Origin of the sequence: Nonomuraea fuscirosea (assembly GCF_003001935.1) — a bacterium.
GTDB lineage: Bacteria > Actinomycetota > Actinomycetes > Streptosporangiales > Streptosporangiaceae > Nonomuraea > Nonomuraea fuscirosea.
In genome coordinates this window covers 690,027-714,407 of sequence record NZ_PVNG01000001.1, presented here as the reverse complement: position 1 = coordinate 714,407, position 24,381 = coordinate 690,027, and the positions used below count along the sequence as shown (strand labels likewise).

Below are 24,381 nucleotides of genomic sequence, written 5' to 3'. Positions count from 1 at the left end.
ACGCGGTGTACATCGGACCGAAGCCGGACGGCATCGGGGCGGACCTGCGCCTTGCCCACATCGACCACTGCGCCTTCGACGGGCTGAGCGCCTTCAACGAGCTGGACCGCACCTATTTCGGCCATCTGTGGGAGCTGTTCGGGCTCCCGTGGGAGGATGCGTACCTCGCGGGTCGCCGGACCACCTTCCACGACATGACCGGGCCGATGCTCGGCCGGCTCGGGCCGCTTGCCGAAGGGTTCGACGCGGCGGTGCTCGCCAGCTCCACTCCTGACGCGGAGCCCGGCTTTCCCATGCCGTTCCTGGAGCATGCGCTCGACGGCATCGACACGGTGTTCGCGATCTCCGACCAAGGCGCCGCAGGCGCGTTCACCGCGCTCCGGCTCACCGCGACCACTCTGCCCGCGGGTTCCCACGGACGTGCGCTCGTCCTCGTGATGGACCAGGCGACCGTGTGGCGGGGGCCGCCGATCCCCGAGGACATCCGTCCCACCCGCGACATGGCCGTGGCGCTCGTCCTCGACCGCGACGGCGCACTCGGCGCCCCCAGGGTCCGTCAGCACGCCGGGGTGTCGGCATCCGACGTCGTCACCCTGCTGCGGACTGAGGTGGAGGAGGCGGGGGCGGTCACCGCGATCTGCCGACCGGCCTTCGCCCCGTACTGGGCGAAGGCCGGTGTCAGCGCGGACGTTCTGCCCGTCCCTGCCGGACTGCCGTGCACCGGGCTGTGGGTCACGCTCTCGGAGCACTGCGCCGGCCTCCCGGAGACGTCGGACCGGAAGATCGTCCTGGCGGACTACGACCCGCACCTCGGATACCTCAGCCTGTGCCGGCTCGACACGGCAGCGACCTCAATCAGGCGCTTCCCATGGTGATTCCTCGATGAATCTTGCTAGCGTCCCGTGAGTCCTCTTCACCCCCAGCCGTCGCGCTCCCGGAGGCCCGTATGCCGTTCCTGACCACGCAGGAGAGAAGGAGCGTCTGGCGCACCATTTCGGGCCTCGCCGTCCCGCTCTTCGTGGCCGAGTCCCTCAATTTCGCCGTCCAGCTCGGCATCGTGGCCATCCTGGGGCGTATGGGGGGCGACGTCATCTATATCCGCTCCCTGTATCAGCCGGTCAGCCTCGTCATCCTCGCCGTGACCGTGGGCTTCGCAGTCGCCAACCAGGTGGCCGCCGCGATCGGCAAGGGGGCCGGGCGTCCGCGGGACGTCATGGCGAACGCCGCCAGCCTGGCCAGGGTCTGGCTCGGGCTCGGCGCCGCCCTGTTCCTGGTTCTCATGATCGCTGCTCCCCTGCTGGCCGGGTTCTTCCAGGTGGACGCCGGGCAGCGGGACGCGTTCGTCTCCTTCCTGCGCTGGACCAGCGCCGCCGGGCTGCTGACCATCGGGCCGGAACTCTGCGCGTCGAGCCTGCGCGGCTACGGGTATGTGCGGCACGCTACCCTGCTGGTCGTCTTCACGGCGGGCGTACGGATCGGCCTCGTGGCCGGTCTCGGGCTCGGCACCGACATCGGGATCGCGGCGGTCCCGATAGCCGAGGCGACGGCGGGTGTGGCCGGCCTGGCCATGGGGTTGGTCCTGCTGCGCCGCACCGAACTGTGGCATCCGCCGGCCGCTCTGGTCTGGCGGCGCGAAGTCCTCACCGACCTGCGCCGCATCGGCGTGCCCATCGCGATGTCGTTCTTCGTGATCTCCGCGTACAACCTCGCGGTCATCGGCGTCCTCGGGAACTACGGGCCGGACGCCGTGGCCGGTTTCACGGTCGTGTCCACCATGCAGAACCTCGTGCTGCTGCCGGGAATGGTCCTCGGCACGGCCACCGCGATCACCATCAACCAGCAGCGCGGGTCGGGCGACTGGGCGCGCATACGTGCGTCGATGCGCGGCGGCGTCGAGGTCACCGTCATGGCCTACGTGGTGATCGCGTTGCTGGTGTGGTCGGTGCACGCGCCACTGGCACGCCTGGTCAGCGGGGACGCCGGGGTGGCCGTGGAGGCCGGCGCCTACCTGGGCGCCGTGGCGCTCACCTACGCCGTCCAGGGCCCGGTACTCATGTCGCTGACCGTCATGGAGGAAACCGGCGGCGGCCTCCGGGCGATCGTGCTCAACGCCATCTACTTCGGCCTGATCGTCGTGGTCAGCACCGCCGCGACCCACGCCACCGGCACGGTGGACAGCTTCTACGCCTCGGTGGCCTACTGCAACCTGATCGGTGTGAGCGTGCCGGTCGTCGCCCTGCGGCACATTCGGAAACTGTCAGCCGGGGGAAGCGCACGGACGGCTGTCACGTGATCCGAGGTCGGAGTTGACCAGGGTCACCCTTCGGACGGAGCGAGGACGACCTTGAAGGCTTCGCGGCGGTCGAACAGGTCGTAGGCGTCGGCGGCCGCGGACAGCGGCAGCCGGTGACTGATCAGCTCGGACGGGTCCAGGCGCTTGTGGCGCAGCAGCGCGAGCACCGGCTCGCGGATGTCGATCGGGTCGCCTACGACGAAGCGCACCGTCAGCTCCCGGGCGAAGGCGGTGCCCGCGGGGAAAGAGGCGTCGGCATGGTGCACGCCGACCGCGGCGATGGTGGCCCGGGGGGCCGCGGCCCCGACGGCGGTGGACAGGGCAGCCGGTGTCCCCACGGCCTCGATCACGGCATGCGCTCCCCAGCCTCCGGTCAACTCGGCCGTCACATGGGCGAGTTGCGTGGGGGCGACGATCCGTCCTGGACCGGTGAAGCCTGCGCGCCGCCCGGCGTCGCTGTCGGCCAGGACGACTTCGGCGGCCCCGGCGAGCCGGGCGCAGGCCGCCGCGAGGACGCCGACCGGTCCCGCCCCGACCACCGCCACGACGTCGCCCGGTCGCACCCGCGCGCCCATCACCGCCGCGTACGCCGTGCTCAGGACGTCTCCGACGAACAGTGCCTGCTCGTCGGAGACACCGTCAGGCGTGGCGCACAGAACGACGTCCGCGAACGGGACGCGGACGTATTCGGCCTGGCCGCCCGCGATCGCGGGACCCACCAGGGTGGAGGAACCGAACAGGCCGACCGACACGCATTGGTAGTGCATGCCGTGCGCGCAGGACGCACACGAGCCGCAGGCGACGATGTCGGAGGCGAACACCCGCTGTCCGGGCGCGAACGGTACCAGGGGGCCCGCCTCGGCGACCGTGCCGGCGAACTCGTGCCCGAGCACCGTGCCGGACTCGAACGAGGGTGTCTCGCCCCGGTAGGGGTGCAGGTCGGTGCCGCACAGAGCCGTGCGGTGCACTTTGACGATCGCGTCCCGGGGCCCGGCGAGCCGGGGTTGTGGCAGCTCTTCGACTGCGACCTTCCCGGGCCCGTGGTAGACGACTGCCTTCATGACGCGGACTTCCTTCCGTGACTCGGGAGCCGTCGGCCCAGGACCGTCCATTCCTTGGCTCCGAGCGAGACGGCGTGGCGTGTGCCGGCGGCCGACAGCTGCGCCGAGATGGGGCGTTCACCATGGTTGACGACGACAAGCCCGCCGTCGCGGCCGCTCACGATCTCCAGGTCGGGCTCCTCGCAGCGCACCGCGGGCCGCACGTGGGCGATCTCGGCGATGCGTGCGTAGAAGAGGTGCCATCCGCTCGACGTGAGCAGTCCGGGTGCGCCGAACTGGCACTCCAGCGGTGCGTTGGTGAACAGCACGCGGCCCCGGCCGACGGCCTGCTCGACGAGGGCGGGCGACCCGTCGGGGTAGCTCGCGAGGACCCGGCCGGTGGTGGCGGCCATGGTGGTGGGTTTCATCGCCGCGGGATCCCATCGAAGTGGCCATCGCTCGTCGTCCCAGCACAGCGCGCTCTTACCGTCGTCCCCGAGCCGGAAGTCGACGATCTCGGCCCCGACGAGGTCGGCTCCGGGCAGCCCGTGCAGATGGTCGCCGAGGGAGAGGTAGACGGTGGCGCCGCGCTCGGCGTGGGCCCGCAGCGCGTCGAGGTCGTCGAGGGTGAGCCGGTCCGCGGCCGGGCACATGACGAGGTCGTGCCGGTCGTGGTCGAGTCCCGCGGAGGTGACCACGTCGGCGTCCACGTGGGCCCGCTTGAGCAGGAGATAGGAGTGGAAGGCGGCGACCGCGCTGCCCGCACCGTCCAGGTACGACGCGCCCTGGCCGCGCAGACGGTGCGGCAGCATGAGGGCGGTGGCGGCGGGCGCACGCGCGGCCGTGAGAACGCTGGCGTGGTCGAGGATCCGCCGGTAGGCGCCCATGGTGGGTTTCGGGGTGCCCTCCAGGGTGTGCAGCCCGACGTAGCGCTCGGCCGGGCGTTCCCGGTACGGCTCCGCCGCCGACGCGATGTCCTGCCAGCACCAGACGAAGACTCCGGCGGCGCCGTTGGCGAGGACCGACGCGGTGGCCGCCGAGAGGAAGGACGCGGCGGTGCCGCTGTGCACGCCGTAGCTGCCCAGTTCGTCGATGAGCACCGGGCCGTAGGCCGAGCCGACGGCGGCCAGGAACGACGGCAGGTTCGTCGCCTTGTACGACAGAGTCGACTCGATCCCGCCGGGGGCCCACGGCGGGAACCCGTGCAGGGCGATCAGATCGAGCTCCCGCTGGTTGTCGCAGCCGTACGGGCCGCCGCCGAACACCGCCGACGGGTCGTTGGCCTGCATGACGAGTGCGCCGGGCGCCTCCGCGCGAAGGGCGTCGGCGAGCCGCCGGTACCAGCCGGCGACCTCCTCCTTGGTCAGGGTGAGCGTGTCGGCCTCGTCGATGTTCCACAACTCGTCGCCGAGGTCGTAGGCGAGGACATTGCCGTGGGCGTGCGCGGTCTTGGCCACGGCTCGCGCGTACGCCTCCTCGGCGGCGAGCAGGTCAGGATCGCGCCACACGCTGCGCCCCCGCCGCCAGGGCAGGTCGAGGCGCTGGCCGTTCATCCATATGGTCAGAAGCGACAGAACGCAGGACAGACCCGCCTCTCCGGCCGCGCGGACGGCGGTGTCCAGACGGTTGAGCATCTCGGAGTCCACCGCGTGCTCCGTGGGCATGAAGTCGCGCCAGAACAGGAAGAGCCGCACCGAGTTCAGGCCCGCTTCGGCCATGCGCGCGAAGTCGGCCCGAAGGGCGTCCTCGTCCCAGTCCACCCACCAGCGGCAGCCGGCGGCCGAGGGGTGATGGTCCACACCGAGCGCCACGAAGGAGAGCCCGGCGCGGTGAAGGCGGCGGTCGGTCGTGGTGATCTCCACCCTGGTTCACTCCCCCGCGAGAACGTCGGCCAGCCGGTCCACGACGTACGCCACGTCGTCGTCGCCGAGACGGGCGTGCAGCGGCAGCGACAGCAGCCTGCGTGCGACCGACTCGGTACGTACGAGCCGTTCGCGCGGGATGGCGTCGGCACGCAGGCCGTCCGGGTCGTCCCGGTAGTACGTCATCAGATGCGTCGGCGGATAGTGCACGGAGGTAGGTACTCCCGCCGCGCGCAGCCGCCGCCTGATCCGTTCCCGGTCGCTGCCCTCGGGCAGGAGCACGGGCAGCAGATGGTGGGCCGAGGCGCCCTGGTGTCCGGCGAACGGCACGTCCAGCCCGCTGATCCCGGCCAGACCGCCGTGGTACAGGGAGACCAGGTCGCTGCGGCGGGACCGGTCGCCGGCGAGCCTGCCGAGCTGTATCGAGCCGAGGGCGGCGGCCATCTCGGTGGGCCGGTAGTTGAGGCCGACACCGCTGACGTCGTATCCGGCGGAACCGCTCGCCGTACGGCTTCGGGAGGAGCCGTCGATGCAGTGCGAGCGCAACGACCGTACGCGGGCCAGCAGTTCGGCGTCCCGGGCGAGGATCATGCCGCCCTCGCCGGTGGTCAGATTCTTGGTGGCGAAAAAGCTGAAGCAGCCGATGTCGCCGACCGTGCCGAGTGCGCCGTCGGGCGTGGAGACGACCGGGCTGTGCGCGGCATCCTCGACCAGGTGGAGCCCGTGCCGGTCGGCGAGGGCCCTGACCTGTGCGACGGAGGCCGGGTATCCCCCGTAGTGCATGACCACGATGGCCCTGGTGCGCTCGGTGATCAGCCGCTCGATGTCGGCGGGGTCCACCGTGAGGTCCCGTGCGCCGTGGATGTCGGCCAGGACCGGTACGACTCCGTGCAGGGCGCAGCACGCCGCTCCCGCCACGAAGGTCAGCGACGGCATGATGACCTCGTCCCCCGGCCGCAGGCCGAGCGCGAGCACCGCCAGGTGCAGCGCCGCGGTGCCGCTGCTGACGAAGACCGCGTCCTGCGCCCCGGTGGCGGCCGCGAACTCCTCCTCGAAGACGCGGGTCCGCCGGTCGGCGGAGAGCCAGCCGGAGGTGAGGACGTCCGTCACGGCGTCGATCTCGGGCCGGCCGATCGTGTTGTCGGCGAAGGCGATCTCGCGCCGCGTCTCACTGACCGTCATGCGGGACTCCTTCGGCGGACGGGCCGCGACGCTCCCCCTTGTACCAGTCGAGCATTTGCCGCAGGCCGCTCTCCAGGGGCACGGGAGTGCGCCCGGGCAGGAGCCTGCGCAGCCTGGACAGGTCCGGCAGGCGGCGGGCCGGCGAGTTCGCGGGGGCACCCAGGATCTCGAGGCGCGGAGAGACTCCGGCGACCTGCAACAGCAGCCGGGCCAGTTCCGCGATCCGGATCTCCTGTGTGTCGTCGCCGATGTTGGCGATCACCGGCCCTGGGTCCGGCAGCCGGGTCAGGGCGACGGTGGCCGCCACCGCGTCGTCGACATGGCAGAAGGCGCGGGTGTGCTCGCCCCCGTAGACCCGGAACGGGTCCTCTCCCTCCAGGACGCGGTCAACGAACTGCGGGATGACGTGGGAGTGGCCCATGCGCGGTCCGTAGACGTTGAAGTAGCGCCCGATACGTACGCGCAGCCGTTCGGCGCGGTACAGCAGCATGCTCTCGGCGACGGCCTTGCTCAGCGCGTAGCTGGACCGCGGCGCATGCGGCTCGGCCAGCACGAACGGCACTTCCTCGGATGTCGGGAAGGTGGCCGCCCCCAGGTGTGCGGCACCGTCCGCGAATTCGCTGGTGGAGCTGAGGAACACGGTGTCGGGACGGGTCAGGTCGCACCAGTCGAACAGGTGGGTCGCGGCCAGCACATTGGTGCGCAGGACCCGCCCGGGGTCGTCCTGGGTACGCTGGACGCCGACGACGGCGGCCAGGTGGTAGACGGTGTCCACACGTGTCGGGAAGGCCTCGGCCGGGATCGGCCGGGTCAGGTCGTGGCGGACGAGCCGGGCACGGCGTTCAAGATCGGCGAAGGTGGCGTCGCGCTGTCCTCGGGAGAAGTCGTCGACCAGGGTGACCTCGGCGCCCTCGTCGAGCAGCCTGCGCGCCAGATGAGCGCCGATGAACCCGGCGCCGCCGGTGATGAGTGCGTGTTCAGCCACGGCCCAGCCTCATGTACGCGATGTCGGCCGCGTCGGCGAGCGGCTCCTGCCAGAGCCCCCACATGTCGAAGACCACCGGGGCCGAGGTCAGCGCTGCCGCGATGTCGTCGCGAACGTATCGCGGGTGGTCGCTCAGGAGCAGCACCACGTCCGCCTTGCGCAGCCCGTCCATCAGGGGCGTGGGGTGCAGCCCCATGGCGGCGATCCGCTCGGGCGCGACGACGAAGTCGTGGCCGAGCAGCCGCGCCACCCGGCCGGTCAGCTGGGCCTGGACGACGGCGGCGGCGGAGCCGCGTACGTCGTCGGTCTCGGGCCGTCCTTTGTAGGCGATGCCACACACCAGGACGGTGGCGTCGGCGAGGGGGCGCCCGCGGCGCTCGAGCTCGGTGACGGCCCTGGCGACCACGTGCCGCGGCACCGATTCGTTGATCTCCCGGGCCGCGGCAACCATCGGGGCGTGGTGGCCGGCCTGCCGGGCCGCCCGCATCAGCATGTACGGATCCTTGACGAGGCAGCTTCCGCCGACGTAGCCGGGCCGGGAGATGTCCGGGCGCGGGTAGCGCAGGTTGGCGGCGTCGATCACCTCGTTGGCGTCGAGCGCGTGGCCCTCCGCGATCAGGGCGATCTCGTTGCCGAAGCCGTAGATGAGGTCGGTGTGCGCGTTGCACACCAGCTTCACCAGCTCGGCGGCCTCCAGGCTGGAGACGGTGACCCGGTCCGGCATGACGGGAGCGAGCAACTCGCTCGCCGCTTTGACGGACCGCTCGTCGAGGCCGCCGACGATCTGCGGCAGCGCGTGCAGTTCCGCGAGCGAGGTTCCCTGGATGGTGCGCTCGGGGCAGAACGCGAGCAGTGGCCTCGGTGTGTGCGCCCGCAGCCGGGGCAGCACGACCTCGCGGCAGGTGCCGACCGGCACGGTGCTGCGGACGATCACGACGCAGTCGTCGGTGACGGACGGCGCGATCATGTCGATGGCTGCTTCCACATGCCGCAGGTTGGGCTGGTCGCTCTCGGTGTCCGGCGAGGTGCCGACGCACACGATGACGGCTTGGGGCGGCTCGTCCGGCAACTTCTCGCGGAAGGTGAGCTGTCTTTCGTCCAAACCGGCGAGCAGTCGGGGTATGCCCGGCTCCCGCAGGAGGGGCCGACCGGCTCGGGCGGCGTCGCGTACGCGGGGGTCAGTGTCGATCCCGACCACCCGGATGCCGGCCGCGGCGAGCGACGCGGCGAGCGGCAGGCCCACGTATCCCAGGCCGATCACCGCCACGTACGCGGAGTCCTCATCAGGTTCGACGACCACTATGTCCTCGCCTTCATGTTCTCGCAGCTGAGTGGAGAAGAAATGAGCAGGTGATCCGCTTATGGCTGCGGGGTTGCGATCTTCGGCACGAGGTAGGCGGTGGGGTCGGCGGCGAAGTCCCGTTGCGCGGCCTGGTAGCCCGCAGGCGTGCCGATGTCGTGCCAGACATCGGTGAACGAACTCGCCTGAACGGAGTGTCCCTCTTCAAGCAGGGCACGCATCAAGGCGGGCATGTCCGTCGGCTCCCGCATCGGTATCAGGTCTTTGGCCTTCGGGTCGACGACGTAGATGCCCGCGGAGACATCGAAGGGCAGCGACGGCTTCTCCCTGATGGCCCGCACCTCGTGGCCGGTCTCGGCGAACTCGATCACACCGAACGGGACGACCACGTGGCGGCGCTGGGTCGCGACCGTCATCCTCGCCCCGGAGTCGACGTGCAGCCTGTACAGGCGGCCGAAGTCGAGAGCCGTGAGGATGTCGCAGTTCATCACCAGTGCCGGCTCCTCCCAGTGCGGTACCTGCCGCAACGGACCCGCGGTGCCCAGCGGAACCGGGTCGTGGCAGTACTCGACGGCGATCCCCAGTGCGTCACCCGAACCGATCACCTGCCTTATCACCTCGCCGAGGTGGGAGACGCAGAGGGTGACCCGGTCGGCACCGGCCTCCCGCAGACGGAGCAGCGTTATCTCCAGCAGGGTGAATTCGCCGAACCTCATCAGCGCCTTAGGGGTCTCGGCTGTCAAAGGCCCTAGCCGGGTGCCTTTCCCACCGGCGATGACGATTGCGTGCATGGATGGTCCTCCGATCCAGCCATTCACATTCGGGGGAGTGGATTGACTTGGGAACAATCTGGCGTGGCGCCGCGGTCACGGCTAACTCCAGGTGCCCGCCCGACAGAGCTGGCTGAATTGCCATGCCGGACCCGTGGGGGCCCGAGAGGTTCGAGCAGTTCGTACAGCCGCTGAGCGAGCGACAGCGGCGTACGGTCCTCCAGGTAGGGGCCGACGACCGCGATGCCGATGGGCAGGCCGCGACTGTCGCGGCGCACAGGGACGACCGTGGTCGGAAGTCCGGCCGGGCCCGTCAGATTGGCCCACACCATCTGGTCCCAGTACGGGCGTGGAGCGCCGTCGACCGTCAGGGTCCGCTCGGCGAACGGGCGGGCGTCGTGGGGGCCGACCAAGGAGGGGACGACGGGGAGGAGCAGAGCGTCGAAGCGCGTGAAGAACGACTGCCACCGCGCCCGCAGCCGCTCGCGCCGGGCGTGCGCCTGCATCCAGTCCCGGTAGCTCTGTGCGACGTACTGCGCGCCGAGGCCGTCATCCGGCGCGCGGTCGCCGGAGTTGATGGCGGCGATGTCCGCGGCGCTGTAGTCCTGCAGCGCCACGGAGGCGAGTAGCCTGCGGGCCACCTCGTCGCTCTCGTCCAGCCGGATGCCGGACGGCCGGGTCTGCTCGACAGGCACGCCGCCGGCTTCCAGCACCTCGGCCACGTGTCCCAGTGCGCCGCGAATCTCGGCGTCGACCGGGCAGTACGGATCGTCCGGCCAGATCGCCACCCGCCGTACGGTCCTGGCGGGCGGCAGCTCCACCCGCCAGGCCGGTCTGTCCGCCTGGCTCGGGCCGAGCAGAAGGTCGAGGAGCACGGAGAGGTCGCCGGGCGTGGACGCCAGCGGACCCGCCACCGCGAGATCCGGTTCGATCGGCTGGTACGGGGGGTGGTGACCGCGGATCGGCACGATGCCGTAGCTCGGCCGATGCCCGTAGACCCCGCAGGCGGCGGCCGGGATCCTGATCGATCCCGCGATGTCGGAACCCAGGTCGGCGGCACAGAACCGGGCGGCGACCGCTCCGGCGGAACCGCCCGAGGAACCGCCGGTGGTGTACCGCGGATCCCAGGGGTTGGCAGCCGCCCCGAACAGGGGGTTCGCAGATTGAAGGTCACCGCAGTTCTCCGCCAGGTTGGTCTTGGCGAACACGATGCCGCCGGCCGCTCTGAGCGCGGCCACGGCGTCCGCGTCACGGCTGGGGACGTTGCCGGCGAGGGCGCGGGACCCCGCGGTGGTGCGCAGACCCCGCGTGGAGAAGCTGTCCTTCACTGTCAGCGGAACGCCGTGCAGCGGACCGAGCGACTCACCGCGCAGTACGGCCTCGTCGGCCTCGCGCGCCCATCGCTCGGCCCGTTCGTCGATGGTGACGACCAGGCGCAACTCCTTGTTGCAGCAGTCGATACGGGTGAGGGCCTCCGCGAGAATCTCCGTCGCGGAGACCCGGCGGGCGGCCACGGCGTCGGCGATCTCCCGGACCGACCAACCGGAACCGGTCATAGGGGTCGCCCTCCCGTTCAGAGGTGCTCACGCACGACCGCGGCCAGCGCCTCCGGTGTCGCGTCCTCGAACACGGCGAGCAGGAGTGCCGAACACAGGCGGGCGCTGGCCTCTTCCGTACCGTCGCTGAAGCGCTCGCCAAGGCGCGTGATCAACTCCACGGCGCGCACCGAGTCACCTCCGGCGAGGAAGAAGTCCCGGTGGAGGTCCAGCGGTTCGCCGGCCAGGACGCGCCCCATCTCCTGGGCGATCACCGTTGGTACGTCGTCCACCGTTCGCGGCTGCATCACGCGTCCTCTTCTCTCGAATCCTGCTGGCGCTGCCAGCTTCTGCCGGGCGCATAGCGGCAGGCCAGTCCCCATTGGGCGTCCCAAAGGCCCTGCCGGATCAGGTATGCCGGAGTATGGAGATTCTGCCGCTGCCGGCCGGTCGTTACATTGCTTGCCCATGGGCGAAGACAAGATGAACGGAGTCGGCGAGACCGCACGGTGGACGGCTGCTGCCAGAGCCCGTGAGAGTGCACGCCCCGACCGGCTGTTCGACGATCCCTACGCCTCGCTGCTCGCCGGACCGGAAGGCGCCGAACTCCTTCGGCATTTCCACACCTCACGAGCCTCCGACGAGGGCAATCCCTTCCTGCCGATCCGCACGCGCTGGTTCGACGACACCATCGGGAAAGGTCTGGCCGCGGGCCTGGTGCAGGTGGTCGGGCTCGGCGCGGGTCTCGACACCCGCGCCTACCGCCTCGCGTGGCCGGTCGGAACCACCGTGTACGAGGTGGACCAGCCGACTGTCCTGTCCTACAAGCTAGCCGTCCTCGACAAGGCCGGCGCCGTACCGCAGTGCGACCTGCGGACGGTTCCGGTGGACCTCGGCGACGACTGGGACGCGGCTCTGGCGGCGGCGGGCCACGACCCCCAGGTGCCGACGCTGTGGTTCACCGAGGGGGTGCTGTTCTACCTGCCGGAAAAACTGGCCGGCGACGTGGTGCGCCGCGCCGCGAAGCTCTCCGCGCCCGGCAGCCGCCTGTGCGTCGATCTGATCGGAACCGGTATCTACCGTTTCCCGTACATGAAATCCTTCCTGCGCAAACTCGAAGACGCGAGCAGTCCGTGGCGGTTCGGCACGGACGACCCGGGGAGCTTCCTGTCGGACAACGGCTGGACCGTGGACGTCGTGACCGAGCCCGGCCGGCCGGGCGCCGAGTACGGCCGCTGGTCCTCGGCCGCCAATCCGGCCAACCTGCCGGATCTGCCCCGTAGTTACCTGGCCGCGGGACACGTGTGAACGGCGTGAAGGCGCTACGGCACGATCATCGACGCCACACCGAGTTGATCCAGCATCGGCTCGTATTCCATGGCGACGACGGGCCCGGAATACCCGCCGTCGCCGTCGTCGCCGCGCAGACTCCGGTCGAGCGTTTCCCACACTCCGGTGCAAACACGGCCGGCTTCCGCCCGACGGACACGGGACGAAAAGGAAGCGGCCTCGCCACTCGGTATGCGCTCGCCGATGACGATGAGGGGGTCGCCGTCCAGTTGTGCCGTCACGATCCGCAACATCTCTCTCACCAGCGGACCGAGTTCCGCCTGCCCGCCGACCTTTCGCAGAGCAACGCCCGGCATTTCAGTACTAGCGGCAGATATATCTCGCGACAGAAGAATCGCCGCGGCAGCATCGACTTCAGGCCTGCCCGCGTCGTGGTCGTCGACGAGAGGCACGGCGCGCTGCTCGATCGCGACGACGGCCGCTCTTTCGCACTCTTCCTCCTGGAGGTGACACTGCGCGAGTTTCAGCGCGGTGAACGGGGCCAGCTTTCCCTGTTCCGTGACGGCGTAGACCATCTTCGCCGACGGAAATTCCTCGGCCAGGAACGAGCCGGCGCCTTCCGGGACGAAGAACTCGGTGTTCGCGTAGGCGAGGATGATCACATCGATGTGGCCGGATCCCGCACCACACCCTTCGAGGGCCCTGGCCGCCATTTCTCCATACGAGCGCGATGTCACAGTGGAGAGAACAGCGGATTCATCGAGACCGTGCACGTCCGCCAGGTCGTTGAGGTATTCGTCTTCGCGTGATCGCGCGACCGTTTCAGCCGGAGCCACCGTATCCTCGCGCGGCTCGCCGGTGAACACGGTGCTGAACGTTTCAAGGACGGATGTCTGGATGGCCATCACACCTTAAGAGATGAAAGGAGCGGCGCGGTGACGGACCGGGAGCCGGACCGTCACTTCATGGGTTCCGGCTATCCCGAATCCCCGGTCGACCGCTCCGGGACGAGGCCGGAGTCGATCGCCTGCACCGCGGCCGCGGTCCTGTTCGGTACACCCATTTTCAGCAGTATCGCAGTGACCAGCCGCTTTGCCCCGTGTGTGGAGATGCCGAGACCTCGGGCGATCTGTTTGTTGCTCATCCCTTTCACGAGCAGCGCCAGCGTCTGTTTCTCCCGGGCGGTGAGTTCCACATGAGCGCGCCTCCGGCGGGTCACCACCGGATACGCCTCGTTCAACAGCCTGTAGGCCAGTTCGGAGGGTAGGGGGACTTCCCCGTTCACCAGTCGGCCGAGCGTGTCGTTGAGACGTTCCGCCGAGATGTACTCGAGAGCGAGGAACCCGTCCACGGGGAGAGAACTGAAGGACTCTATCTCCCGGGTGTGCAGATCGCTGCCGGTGACGAGAATCTTGGTGCGGTGATCGGTGGGGTCCCAGATCCCCTCGAGGTCGGACCACAGATCGAAGGAGACGACCAGGACATCTGTCTCGTCGTCCTCGATGAGGCCGGGCAGCGAGCGAAGATCCACACGCTGCACGGAGCGGACACCCGCGATCTGCTGCAGGACGACCTCAAGGCCATGCGCGATGACGTCGCTTCCGATGTGGAGCGCGACACTGAGGGAGGCATTTCCGTTTATAGGGGACGATGTCACCGTTTCCGGCACAGGTCTCTCCGCTCTCGATGGTTCACGGACAGCTGGAGAACTTCCCAAAATCTGTTCGGACTGTGTTTCAGTACGGGCCGTCGCTCGGAAGACTTCCAGGAGTTTGGCGACGGTGCGTAGCACCGCGGGATTTCCTCCGGTGAACGCCGGAATCCGTTGTTGAGAACCCTCCAGCATTTCAGGTGGGCAATGGCCCGCTCGACGGCGGCCCGGATGCGGTTCAGTGCGGTATTGCAGGACTGGCGGGCTGGGGTGAGATCCCGGCCGGGTGGCTTCTTGTGCCGGGGCGTGGATCCCGGTGCCCTGTACTACATGCGTAGATCCTGATTCACGTTGCCGATCGGGTACGGAGAGTGACGTGAAGGTCTTCGGGAGGAGCCGGCGGCCGGGACCCCGTTTCGGTACTTCACCGCCCATTCCGGATACGGGCGCGACCCCGGTTTGCGGGCCTTCTTCCCTATCCGTCAGATGCCTTACGCGATGGCCGTCCCGGTGAATCCGCCCCTGCTCGATGCCCGGGGCGGGGCGCGTCGTCCGGACCAGGTGTGCACAGAGTTGGGGGTGACCGCCTGGGAGCGCCGCTCGTGCGGTGCGGTCGGCCAGTACCAAGTCCGCGAATGGACCCCCTGGCACCGTCACGTCACCACCTGCATGCTCGCGCCGGCCTTTTTGTCCGTCGCCCGGGAGCGGGCCTGCCGCCCTGCCCGGCGACGGCTCGTTCAGGAGGTCGACGACGGTCCTGCGCTCCGGCCGAGTAGACCTCCGAGCGCGTCCGCCGTCTCATTGCGGTAGGTCAGAGCGGGCTGGTTGCGTGAGACCAAGATCAGCCATTGCTCCCCTCGCCCCACGCCCAGTCGCTACCGTTGAGTTGTGGCGTCATCCGTGCACCACCGATTTCTGAGTGGGATTTGGCAGCACTGTGGCAATTGCGCGCATGGATCGCGCATGGATCTTGCATGGGGAGCCGGATGAGGAATGCGTCGCCTGACATACGGTTTCTTCTTCTCGGCCCTCTGGAGATCTCCGTGGACGGCCGGGCCGCGCAACCGACCGGCAGGCAGCGGTCGCTGCTCGCGGCCCTGCTTCTCGACGCCGGTCGAGTGGTGTCGGTGGGGCGCCTGGCTGACCACATCTGGGGCGATGACCTGCCGCCCTCCGCCCCGGCACGGCTGCGCGCCCTGATCGCGGAGCTCCGGCGGGCGCTCGGTCCCCATGGGCGGGACGTCATCCTCACCCGAAGCCCGGGATACCTCCTTGACACCAGGGCGGCCGCGGTGGACGCCGACCAGTTCGTCTCTCTGGTGGAAGAAGCGCGCCGGGCGATGGAGGACGGCCTGCACCCGGAGGCGACGGACCTGTACGACCAGGCTCTCGCGTTATGGCGGGGCAGCCCCTTCGACGATCTGAGCTCCCCGGCCGCCCACGCGGAGCGATACCGGCTCGAGGAGCTCAAGTACGAGGCGGTCGAGGGGCGGGCGGCGGCGCTGCTGGCGATGGGGCAGGGCAGGTCGGTCATCCCGGCGCTCACCCAGTTCGTCGCCGAGCAACCGTTGCGGGAGAGGCCACACGCCCTGCTCATGCAGGCGCTCTTCGGCGACGGACGTGTCAGCGACGCCCTGTCGGTGTACCAGGGACTCCGAACCGCGCTCGTCCGCGATCTCGGTGTGGATCCGAGCGATGAGCTGCAGCGGCTTCAGCAGCTGATACTCGAGGGGAGACCTCCGGCCAAGACTGCCAACCCGGCGCTGGTCCCACGCCAGTTGCCACCCGCGAGCGGCCGCTTCGTCGGCCGCGCGGCGGCGCTGCGGCGTTTGGACGCCGGCCGGGTGAACCTCGTGGTCGGTCCCGCCGGCGTGGGCAAGACCGCGCTGGTGATCCACTGGGCTCATTCCGCGAGCGGACGCTTTCCCGACGGGCAGTTGTTCCTCAACATGCGGGGCTTCGACCAGCGGGAGCCGATGTCGTTGTCCGAGTCCCTGCTACTGCTGTTGCAGGGACTCGGTGTGGCGGCGAAGGACATTCCATTAGAGCTGGACGCGCAAGTCGCACTTTATCGCTCGCTCCTGGCAGGACGGCGGGTGCTGGTGATCCTTGACGACGTCGCCGACCCGGAACAGATGCGCGCGTTGTTGCCCGGCGACCCGGGATGCCATGCCGTCATCACAAGCCGTCACCGGCTGGCGAGCCTGGCGGCCCTGGACGGAGTCGAGCGCCTCACGCTGGATGTGCTGGACCGCGAGGAGACGCAGCGGCTGCTCGCCAGAAGCATCGGTGAGGATCGCCTGCTACGGGAGCCGGAGGCCGCCGAAGAACTCATGGCGCTCTGTGGCCGGCTGCCGTTGGCTCTGTCCATCGCCGTGTCCTGGATCGGCGATCACGAACACCGGTTGATCGCCCACTACGTCGACCAGCTTGCTGAACAGGGACGGCTGGTGCGTCTGCGCGTGGAGGGCCACGAAAGAGTCGCCGTGCAGGCAGCCCTCGATCTGTCGTACAAGGCACTGATGCCGGCGGCGCAGCGGATGTTCCGCCTGCTCAGCCTGGCGGGTGGCGGCGAGATCTCCGTCGCGGCGGCGGCCGCTCTGACGAGAACGAGCCACGAGCGGGCGGTGGGCCTGCTCGGTGCCGTGGCGCGGATCCACCTCATCAAGGAGATCGGCCCACTGCGTTTCGCCGCCCACGATCTGGTGCTCGAGTACGCCGCGCAACGATGCACCGAAGAGGACCCCGCCGTCGAGCGGGAGTCCGCTGTCCGCCGGCTTCTCGACTACTACCTGTGTACGGTCATCGGCGCGATTGAAGCGGCCGGTATCGAGGTCCCCGATCTCGCCTATGATCACGCTCGGCCGGAGGTGACCCCCACACCCTTCGCTACCAAGCGGGACGCACTCGACTGGCTCGACATCGAGTGGGACAACCTCGTGGTGGCCGTGTCGCGCGCGGCCACGCACGGGCCTCGGCCGTACGCATGGCTCCTGATCGAGGCCATGCACGACGTCCTGCAGCACCGGCGTGCACACGGAGACTGGCTCCGTATCGCGGAGATCGCGCTGATCGCCGCCGAGAGGGAGCAAGACCCCAGGGGGCAGGCCGCGATGTGCCGCCTGATCGGTCTGGTCCAATGGCGCATTGCTGATCTCAAGAGCGCCATGGACTATTTCGAGCGCGCGCTGGAACTGTCCCGCCAGGCGTCATGGCCGCAGGGTGAGGCCGTGGCGCTGCAGGGCTGTGGTGTGGTGTTCAAACAGCTGGGAGAGCCGCACAAAGCGATTCCCCTGTACCAGCGGGCCGTGGAGATCCATCACGCGCTGGGATCCAGGAGTGGTGAAGCACGTGGACTGAACAACCTGGCTTCGGCCCACCTCATGCTCGCCCAGCTCGCCCGCGCCGAGGAATGCCTGCAGGCGTGTCTCCCGCTGACCGACGAGTCCGGTGACACGCACATCCAGACACTGGCCCTGGTCAACCTCGCCCTGGTACGCCGGAATCAGGCCCGCCTCCCCGAGGCGCTGGAGGCTCTTGACGAGGCGCTGGCCGTGGCCCAGGCCGTTGGTCTGCGCTACGCCGAGGCGGTGACGTACGAGACGTTCGGCTGGACACATCGTGACATGGGCCGTTACGAGCAGGCGATCGACTTCTTCGGCCGGGGCTTGGCCATCGCCGAGGAAGTCGAGAACAAACGGTGTCAGATCGCTTCGCTGGTCGGCATCGCGGAAGCGGAATCAGAACTCGGCAGAGCAGACGTCGCGCTCACGCGCCTTGACGCCGCGCTGGAACTCAGCGAACACACGGGGACGGACCTTGATCAGGTGCTGATGGACCGCGCGGAGTTCTACCACCGCCAAGGCCGGCCCAGAGACGCGCGTGTCACGATAGACCGATTGCTGCAGCCGTCGTTCACCGTCAATCCGCTGAATCTGCCACGCTTGCATGGCCTGCTCGCCGCCATCCACCTGGAGGAGGGCGACAATGAGCGGTGCATCCAAGTGTGCGAGGACGCGCTGGAGATCACGCGGCGATCCGGGCAGCGACTGGAGTACGCACGCCTCCTCATGACGCTCGGTCATGCCAGGAAAAACGCGGCAAAGGAGGAGGCGCGCAGCCACTGGGAACAAGCCCACGCGTTGTTCACGGCCATCGGCGCCCCCGAACAATCGAAAACCGCGGCACTGCTGGGACAAGCCTGGTGAATGAAGGTACAGAGCGCGGCTCTGAGTCGCCGCACGGCCTCGATCTTCGCCTGTCGCCTCCGGGTGCGCCCTGCAACGGCAGGCGAGCCTGGTTCAGTGGGCATCCCGATGTGTCCCCTTCTTCTGGGTCCCTCGCAGGGGGACGCAGAAGTTCAGGGTCTTCTCGGTGCCGCTCCAGGGATTCGAACCCTGAACCTCCGCCTCCTGAAGACGGCGCCTCTGCCAGTTGGGCCAGAGCGGCTGGGCCCCGGGCCTGGCTGGCGTGGGCCGTGCCCGGGGCGAGGGCCCGGTCCGGCCGAGGGGCGCCATTCCCATCGGCCAGGCCGTGGCCCGCGGCCCTTTTCTTTCAGGGCCGTGGTCCGAGCGGCAGGATTCGAACCTGCGATTCTCCTGCTCCCAAGGCAGGCGGGCTGACCAAACTGCCCCACACTCGGAATGAAAAACAATCAGCCGCCCCGGACTTTCGTCCGAGACGGCTTTCCGGCGAACCCGTCGGGGGTTATCCGGAAAGCCTCCGCCGCGGCGCGCACAGGGCGGGCGCGAGCGGCCGGTAGCTGGTCAGGACGGTCAGGTGGGTCACTTCTCGCTCTCCCTTCGTTCTCGCCGGCGGACGTTGTCCACGGTAAAGGGACGGTCGGGCGGCGTGCCACTTATTTATCGTCGACCTGTTCGCGGTGCCAGCCCGCGCTCACCTGGGTCTCGGGGAAGTCGACGCGGAATCGGGGCAGGGCGTCCGGGTAATTCTCCCGGACGAAGTTCACCAGGAATTCGCGTACGTCGCATTTGAGGTCCCATGAGGACGGCGAGTCGGCGGCGCTCATCAGGGCCCGCAGCTCCACGAGCCCGTTCGGCAGCACGTCGGTGACCTGGAGCGTCCAGTCCTTCTGGTCCCACAGCGGGTTTCCCTGGAGGAACTCGTACAGGGCGTCGCGGAGTTTCGGGACGGGGACGGCCCAGTCCACCCGCAGGTAGACCACGGCCAGGACGCGGCTGCCGTGGCGGGTCCAGTTCTCGAACGGGTTCTGGGTGAAGTACGACACCGGCAGCACGAGCCGCCGCTCGTCCCAGAGCCGCAGCACCACGTACGTGAGGGTGAGCTCCTCGATCCGGCCCCACTCCTTCTCGACCACGACCACGTCGTCGAGGCGGAGCGCGTCGCTGAAGGCGAGCTGCAGGCCCGCCAGCACGTTGCCGATGGTCGGCTGGGCGGCGATGCCGACGACGGCGCCCGCGATGCCGGCGGAGGCGAGCAGGCCGGCGCCGAGCGCGCGGACCTGCGGGAAGGAGAAGAGCATCGCGCCGACCGCGACCACGATGATGACCGCGGCGGCGATCCGGCGGACCAGCGCGATCTGCGTCATGATCCGCCGGGCCCGCCGGTTGCGCTCGCCTTCGACCAGCACCAGCCGATCGAGGACGACGTCCGTCAGCGCGTACGTGGCCTGCACGATGAGCCAGGTGACCGCCGCGATCGTGACCAGGCCGAGCACCCGTTCCACCGTGCCGGCCAGGCCCCGCTCGGCCGGGGTGTCGCCGAACATACCCGGCCCGAACGCCGCGTTGGCGGCCACCGCGGCGGCCATCAGGAAGGCCGGCCACGTGCAGTGCTCCACAAGATGGCGGGCGAGTGCCCATTTACGCCCGGCGCGGTTCAGCACCCGCCGGAGCACTTCCACCAGGAGGATCGATCCGATCACCGCGATGAGCAGGATCGGCCAGTCCGCCAGAGACTGCACGTTCATGCCCCCAATGTCTTAGAACGTCTCGTCAAAGCTCACATTGCCCTCAACCGCCACTTGGTAAGCAGAGACACGCCGTTCGAAGAAGTTGGCCAGCTCCTGCACGTCCTGCAGCTCCATGAACGCGAAGGGGTTGGCCGAGCCGTAGCGCGGGGGCAGGCCCAGCCGGGTCAGCCGCTGGTCGGCGACGTATTCGAGGTACTGGCGCATCTGCTCGACACCCATGCCGGGCATGCCGTCGCCGCAGAGGTCCGCGGCGAAGGCGAGTTCGGCGGCGACCGCCTCCTCCAGCATGAGCGTGACCTGCTTGCCCAGCTCGTCGTCGAACAGCGACGGCTCCTCGGCGCGCACGGTGTCCACGACGCTGAACGCGAACTCCATGTGCATGGATTCGTCGCGGAAGACCCAGTTCGTACCGGTGGCCAGGCCGCTGAGCAGGCCGCGGGAGCGGAACCAGTAGACGTAGGCGAACGCGCCGTAGAAGAACAGGCCCTCGATGCAGGCGGCGAAGCAGATGAGGTTCAGCAGGAACTGGCGGCGTTCCGCGGCGCTCTCCAGGCGGCGCAGGCCGTCGATGGAGTCGATCCACCGGAAGCAGAACTCGGCCTTGTCGCGGATCGAGGGGATGTGCTCGATCGCGGCGAACGCCTTGACCCGCTCGTCCGGGTCGGGCAGGTACGTGTCGAGGAGGGTCAGGTAGAACTGCACGTGCACCGCCTCCTCATAAAGCTGCCTGCTCAGGTAGAGGCGCGCCTCCGGGGCGTTGACATGCTGGTAGAGGTTGAGCACGAGGTTGTTGGCCACGATCGAGTCGCCGGTGGCGAAGAAGGCGACCAGGCGGTTGATCAGGTGGCGTTCCTGCGGCGTCATCCTGGCCAGGTCGGCGAGGTCGTTGTGCAGGTCGACCTCCTCGACGGTCCAGGTGTTGCGGATGGCCGCGCGGAAGCGCTCGTAGAAGTCGGGGTAGCGCATGGGACGCAGGGTGAGGTCCATGCCGGGGTCGAGCAGCACGAAAGGGGCTCCTTACTGGCAGGCTTCGCAGGTTTCCGGGTTCTCCAGCGAGCACGCGACCGCCTCGGCCGGCAGAGCGGCCGAGGTGGCCGTCACCGTGGTCTGGGCGATGCGGGTCGCGGGGCGGGAACGCAGGTAGTACGTGGTCTTCAGGCCGCGCTTCCAGGCGTAGGCGTACATCGAGGAGAGCTTGCCGATGGTCGGGCTGGCCATGAACAGGTTGAGCGACTGCGACTGGTCGATGTACGGCTGGCGCGCGGCGGCCAGGTCGATCAGCGCCTTCTGCGGCAGCTCCCAGGCGGTGCGGTAGAGCACCTTGAGGTCCTCGGGGATGCCGGGCACGGTCTGCACCGAGCCGTCGGCCCGCTTGAGGTCGTCGCGCAGTTGCTGCGTCCACAGCCCGCGCGCCTGGAGGTCGGCCACCAGATACCGGTTGACCTGGAGGAACTCGCCCGACAGGGTCTCGCGCTTGAACACGTTGGAGACCTGGGGCTCGATGCACTCGTAGCAGCCGGCGATGGAGGCGATGGTCGCGGTGGGCGCGATGGCGATCATCAGCGAGTTGCGCAGGCCGGTACGCGCGATCTTGTCCCGCAACGCGTCCCAGCGCGCCGAGCCGGCCGCCGCGTAGTGGTCGGGGTGCAGGACTCCGGCGGCGGCGCGCGTGTCGGCGTACGACGGGTGCCGGCCGCGTTCCGCCGCGAGGTCGGCCGAGGTGTCGTACGCGGCCAGCGCGATCTCCTCGGCGATCCTGGTGGACAGCTCCAGCGCGCGCGGCGAGTCGAACGGCAGCCGCAGCGTGAAGAACACGTCGGCCAGCCCCATGACGCCGAGCCCGATCGGCCGCCACCGCCGGTTGGCCGCTCCGGCCTCGGGCGTCGGGTAGAAGCCGAGGTCGATGGTGCGGTCGAGGAAGCGCACGGCCGTGCGTACGGTGCCGCGCAGCCGCTCCCAGTCCACGTCCCCGCCGGTCAGGTGCGCCGCCAGGTTGACCGAGCCGAGGTTGCACACCGCCGTCTCCGCGTCGCTGGTGACCTCCAGGATCTCGGTGCACAGGTTCGACAGGTGGATGACGTTCCCGGGGCGGGCGGTCTGGTTGGAGGTGCGGTTGGCGGCGTCCTTGAAGGTCATCCAGCCGTTGCCGGTCTGGGCGAGGGTGCGCATCATCCGGCCGTAGAGGGTACGCGCCGGTATTTGCCTGACATATCGCCCGGCGGCCTCATAGGCGCGATATTTCGCGTCGAACTCCGCCCCGTACAGGTCCGTGAGGTCGGGCACCTCCTTCGGGTCGAACAGCGACCACACCTCGTCGGCCTCGACCCGCCGCATGAACTCGTCCGGCACCCAGTTGGCCAGGTTGAGGTTGTGGGTGCGGCGGGCGTCCTCGCCGGTGTTGTCGCGCAGTTCGAGGAACTCCTCGATGTCGGCGTGCCAGGTCTCCAGGTAGACGCAGGCCGCGCCCTTGCGCCGCCCGCCCTGGTTGACCGCCGCCACGGAGGAGTCGAGCGTACGCAGCCAGGGGACGATGCCGTTGGAGTGGCCGTTCGTACCCCTGATGAGGGAGCCGCGCGAGCGCACCCGGGTCCACGAGACGCCGATGCCGCCCGCGTACTTGGACAGCCTGGCCACCTGCCCGTACCTGTCGTAGATGGCTTCGAGCTCGTCGCGCGGCGAGTCGAGCAGGAAGCAGGACGACAGCTGCGGGCGGCGCGCGCCGGAGTTGAACAGAGTCGGCGAGCTGGGCAGGTACGACAGCGTCGACATCAGCCGGTACAGCTCGGCCGCCTCGGCGACGCTCTCCGACAGCCCGCAGGCCACCCGGAGCAGGAAGTGCTGAGGTCGCTCCAGCACCGCCCGGCTCTCGGGATGGCGCAGCAGGTAGCGGTCGTAGACCGTACGCAGCCCGAAGTACTCGAAGCGGTCGTCCGCGTCGTCCGGCACCAGCGCGTCCAGCTCGGCGGCGTGCGCGGCGACGAAGTCGGCCAGCCCGTCCTGGACGAGCCCGGCCGCGTGGGTGGCGGCGATCGACTCGGAGAACGACCGCACCCCCTGCCCGGCGGCCTCGTCGGCGATCTCCTCGGCCAGCAGCCGGGCGGCGACCCGGGAGTTGGCCGGGTCGGCGATCACCCGGGCGGCGGCCTCCTCGATGGCCAGGCGGCGGTCAACCTCAACGATCTGAGTCACGTGCTCCCTCTCCTCGCGAGCTCATCCCCGTGAGGGCACGCGAGAGCACGACGGCCAGGGGTCACCCCCGCCGCGGCGCGCTCCGGCCCGCCCTCGAGGCCCTGAACACTTCACACCGCTGGCAGGTCTTCGGGCTCGCGGGCGTGCTCGATGGCTCCTACTGGCCGTCGCTTCCCGGATCTCTCCAGTGCGTATGACGGCGGTCGTTCCCGCTCACCGCTGCGGGGCAGCCCCGGAATCGCACCGGGTTCCCTTTTGCTCCGCCTCAGGAGAGGCGAACCAGCGACGACCAGGATCCTACATCTAGTGGCCGTTCCCGCAACTACCCCAGCATGTTGTGGCTTTGGTGGCGTCGATCAGGCCGAGATCGCGTAGTGTCGCGCGGGTGCGGGCGATCTCCGTGCCGAGCCAGAGCGCGAAGTCGTCGCCCGCCAGCGGGATCGCCAGCCACCCCGCGGTCCGGCAGGCGGCCTCCCACGCCCTCGATCCCAGCACTTCGTCGCACATGCGCACGGCCGCCTCGCGCCGCTCGGCGGGCATGTCGTCGGGCCCGAACGCGGCCACCCAGTCGGCGAAGTCCACCCGTACGCCGCATTCGAGCAGCGTCGGCGCGTCGAGGTCGGGCACGCGCCGGGCCGAGGACACCGCGAGCGCCCTGACCCGGCCGCGGCCGATGCCGGTGCGCCAGTTGGACAGGGGGCCGGCAGCGGCGGTGGCCCGGCCGGCCAGCAGTGCGGCGACGGCCTCGCCGCTGCTCGGATAGCCGGTGTAGTCGACCTTCCTGGTGTCGGCGCCGAGAGCCTTGGCGATCAGGCCGAACAGCAGGTGGTCGGGCTCGCCCTGCGGGCCGCCGGTCAGCACGGTCCGTCCGGGGCCGGCCAGCAGCCGGGCGCTGAAGTCGTCGAAGTCGCGCAGCGGCGAGCCGTCGGGCACGACCACCACCTCGGCCTCGCCGCTGAGCCTGGCCAGCGGGGTGCCGGTGTCGAGCAGGCTCTGGCCGTTGTTCAGCTCGGCCGCGGTGAGCGCGGGCAGGCCGGTCACGGTGATCATCGAGCCGGCGCCCAGGCCGGTGCCCGCCTCGAACCCGGCCGCGCGGGCCGCGCCGGCGAACGCCTGCCCGACGCGGGCCCAGCGCCGCCGGTCGGAGTTGATCGAGAATCCGGTACGCGGTGCGGCCAGGCGCTCACCGACGCGCTCGACACCGCACCCGGCGGCGCAGGCCGCCAGGCCGAGGCCCCAGGCGATGAACCCCCGGCGGCGGATGAACGTGCTGCCCGAATCCCCCATTACTCTAGGTTATTAACCCATTACGAGCGGCTGTACACCGGGGT

The 24,381-nt window shown here is 69.5% G+C and carries 18 protein-coding genes, 2 tRNA genes, 2 pseudogenes and 1 riboswitch; of the genes and pseudogenes, 5 read left to right on the top strand and 17 right to left on the bottom strand.

The window, feature by feature from the left end; all coding sequences use genetic code 11:
* Positions 1–5 precede the first annotated feature (5 nt).
* Both B0I32_RS03175 and B0I32_RS03170 read left to right on the top strand, forming a co-directional pair.
* A complete protein-coding gene (locus B0I32_RS03175; protein ID WP_106234681.1) occupies positions 6–875 on the top strand; it encodes a hypothetical protein in 870 nt (289 codons plus the stop codon).
* Between the two features lie 71 nt (positions 876–946).
* Entirely contained in the window at positions 947–2,293 is a 1,347-nt protein-coding gene (locus tag B0I32_RS03170; RefSeq protein ID WP_106234679.1) for an MATE family efflux transporter, read from the top strand.
* Between the two features lie 23 nt (positions 2,294–2,316).
* Here the strand turns inward: B0I32_RS03170 and B0I32_RS03165 are convergent, their stop codons facing one another.
* Genes B0I32_RS03165 through B0I32_RS03130 form a run of 8 tightly spaced genes read right to left on the bottom strand, consistent with a single transcriptional unit; the run spans position 2,317 to position 11,275 of the window.
* A complete protein-coding gene (locus B0I32_RS03165) occupies positions 2,317–3,354 on the bottom strand; it encodes an alcohol dehydrogenase catalytic domain-containing protein (protein WP_181306932.1) in 1,038 nt (345 codons plus the stop codon).
* Positions 3,351–5,195: a cellulase family glycosylhydrolase gene (locus B0I32_RS03160; RefSeq protein WP_106234676.1), complete on the bottom strand. Its 1,845-nt coding sequence runs from the start codon at positions 5,193–5,195 to the stop codon at positions 3,351–3,353. Before B0I32_RS03160 ends, B0I32_RS03165 begins: the two co-directional genes overlap by 4 nt.
* A 6-nt stretch (positions 5,196–5,201) precedes the next feature.
* Positions 5,202–6,377: a DegT/DnrJ/EryC1/StrS family aminotransferase gene (locus B0I32_RS03155; RefSeq protein ID WP_106234675.1), complete on the bottom strand. Its 1,176-nt coding sequence runs from the start codon at positions 6,375–6,377 to the stop codon at positions 5,202–5,204.
* Positions 6,364–7,362 (bottom strand): NAD-dependent epimerase/dehydratase family protein, encoded by a 999-nt coding sequence (locus tag B0I32_RS03150; protein WP_106234673.1) that lies wholly within the window; start codon positions 7,360–7,362, stop codon positions 6,364–6,366. Before B0I32_RS03150 ends, B0I32_RS03155 begins: the two co-directional genes overlap by 14 nt.
* Positions 7,355–8,662 (bottom strand): nucleotide sugar dehydrogenase, encoded by a 1,308-nt coding sequence (locus B0I32_RS03145; protein ID WP_219911620.1) that lies wholly within the window; start codon positions 8,660–8,662, stop codon positions 7,355–7,357. Before B0I32_RS03145 ends, B0I32_RS03150 begins: the two co-directional genes overlap by 8 nt.
* Positions 8,663–8,721: 59 nt before the next feature.
* Positions 8,722–9,453 carry a sugar phosphate nucleotidyltransferase gene (locus B0I32_RS03140; RefSeq protein WP_106234672.1) on the bottom strand — a complete coding sequence of 244 codons (732 nt, stop codon included), beginning with the start codon at positions 9,451–9,453 and terminating at the stop codon, positions 8,722–8,724.
* A 23-nt stretch (positions 9,454–9,476) separates the two neighbouring features.
* On the bottom strand, positions 9,477–10,988 hold the full coding sequence (locus B0I32_RS03135; RefSeq protein WP_106234670.1) for an amidase family protein: 1,512 nt from the start codon (positions 10,986–10,988) through the stop codon (positions 9,477–9,479).
* Between the two features lie 17 nt (positions 10,989–11,005).
* Complete coding sequence (locus B0I32_RS03130; RefSeq protein WP_106234669.1) at positions 11,006–11,275, bottom strand: acyl carrier protein; 270 nt, start codon at positions 11,273–11,275, stop codon at positions 11,006–11,008.
* A gap of 160 nt (positions 11,276–11,435) precedes the next feature.
* On the opposite strand from B0I32_RS03130, the gene B0I32_RS03125 reads away from it, so the two are divergent.
* Complete coding sequence (locus B0I32_RS03125; protein WP_181306930.1) at positions 11,436–12,275, top strand: class I SAM-dependent methyltransferase; 840 nt, start codon at positions 11,436–11,438, stop codon at positions 12,273–12,275.
* 14 nt (positions 12,276–12,289) lie between these two features.
* Here the strand turns inward: B0I32_RS03125 and B0I32_RS03120 are convergent, their stop codons facing one another.
* From B0I32_RS03120 to B0I32_RS61565, 3 genes and pseudogenes are all read right to left on the bottom strand, one after another.
* Positions 12,290–13,162, bottom strand: coding sequence for a beta-ketoacyl-[acyl-carrier-protein] synthase family protein (locus tag B0I32_RS03120; protein ID WP_146178018.1), 873 nt, complete (start codon positions 13,160–13,162; stop codon positions 12,290–12,292).
* A gap of 71 nt (positions 13,163–13,233) precedes the next feature.
* Positions 13,234–13,926 (bottom strand): helix-turn-helix transcriptional regulator, encoded by a 693-nt coding sequence (locus B0I32_RS57420; RefSeq protein ID WP_181306928.1) that lies wholly within the window; start codon positions 13,924–13,926, stop codon positions 13,234–13,236.
* Positions 13,911–14,204, bottom strand: a pseudogene (locus B0I32_RS61565) (transposase family protein); the annotation flags it as partial. The gene B0I32_RS57420 and the pseudogene B0I32_RS61565, both read right to left, overlap by 16 nt.
* An 88-nt stretch (positions 14,205–14,292) precedes the next feature.
* Between B0I32_RS61565 and B0I32_RS61560 the strand changes: the two are divergent.
* Together B0I32_RS61560 and B0I32_RS03110 are read left to right on the top strand one after the other, a co-directional pair.
* Positions 14,293–14,684 (top strand): annotated as a pseudogene (locus B0I32_RS61560) (hypothetical protein); the annotation flags it as partial.
* A 267-nt stretch (positions 14,685–14,951) separates the two neighbouring features.
* Positions 14,952–18,116 (top strand): AfsR/SARP family transcriptional regulator, encoded by a 3,165-nt coding sequence (locus B0I32_RS03110; protein ID WP_181306926.1) that lies wholly within the window; start codon positions 14,952–14,954, stop codon positions 18,114–18,116.
* Positions 18,117–18,283: 167 nt separating this feature from the next.
* Here the strand turns inward: B0I32_RS03110 and B0I32_RS03105 are convergent.
* From B0I32_RS03105 to B0I32_RS03080, 6 genes are all read right to left on the bottom strand, one after another.
* Positions 18,284–18,357, bottom strand: a tRNA-Leu gene (locus B0I32_RS03105).
* A gap of 114 nt (positions 18,358–18,471) precedes the next feature.
* Positions 18,472–18,550 (bottom strand) — tRNA-Pro (locus B0I32_RS03100).
* A gap of 216 nt (positions 18,551–18,766) precedes the next feature.
* Positions 18,767–19,858, bottom strand: coding sequence for a mechanosensitive ion channel family protein (locus tag B0I32_RS03095; protein WP_245955523.1), 1,092 nt, complete (start codon positions 19,856–19,858; stop codon positions 18,767–18,769).
* Between the two features lie 12 nt (positions 19,859–19,870).
* Positions 19,871–20,866, bottom strand: a complete 996-nt coding sequence (locus B0I32_RS03090; RefSeq protein ID WP_106234662.1) for a ribonucleotide-diphosphate reductase subunit beta — start codon at positions 20,864–20,866, stop codon at positions 19,871–19,873.
* A gap of 12 nt (positions 20,867–20,878) precedes the next feature.
* Positions 20,879–23,050: a ribonucleoside-diphosphate reductase subunit alpha gene (locus B0I32_RS03085; RefSeq protein WP_106234660.1), complete on the bottom strand. Its 2,172-nt coding sequence runs from the start codon at positions 23,048–23,050 to the stop codon at positions 20,879–20,881.
* A gap of 103 nt (positions 23,051–23,153) precedes the next feature.
* Positions 23,154–23,349: riboswitch (cobalamin riboswitch) on the bottom strand.
* A 4-nt stretch (positions 23,350–23,353) separates the two neighbouring features.
* Positions 23,354–24,337, bottom strand: a complete 984-nt coding sequence (locus B0I32_RS03080; RefSeq protein ID WP_106234659.1) for a Bug family tripartite tricarboxylate transporter substrate binding protein — start codon at positions 24,335–24,337, stop codon at positions 23,354–23,356.
* Between the last annotated feature and the right edge of the window lie 44 nt (positions 24,338–24,381).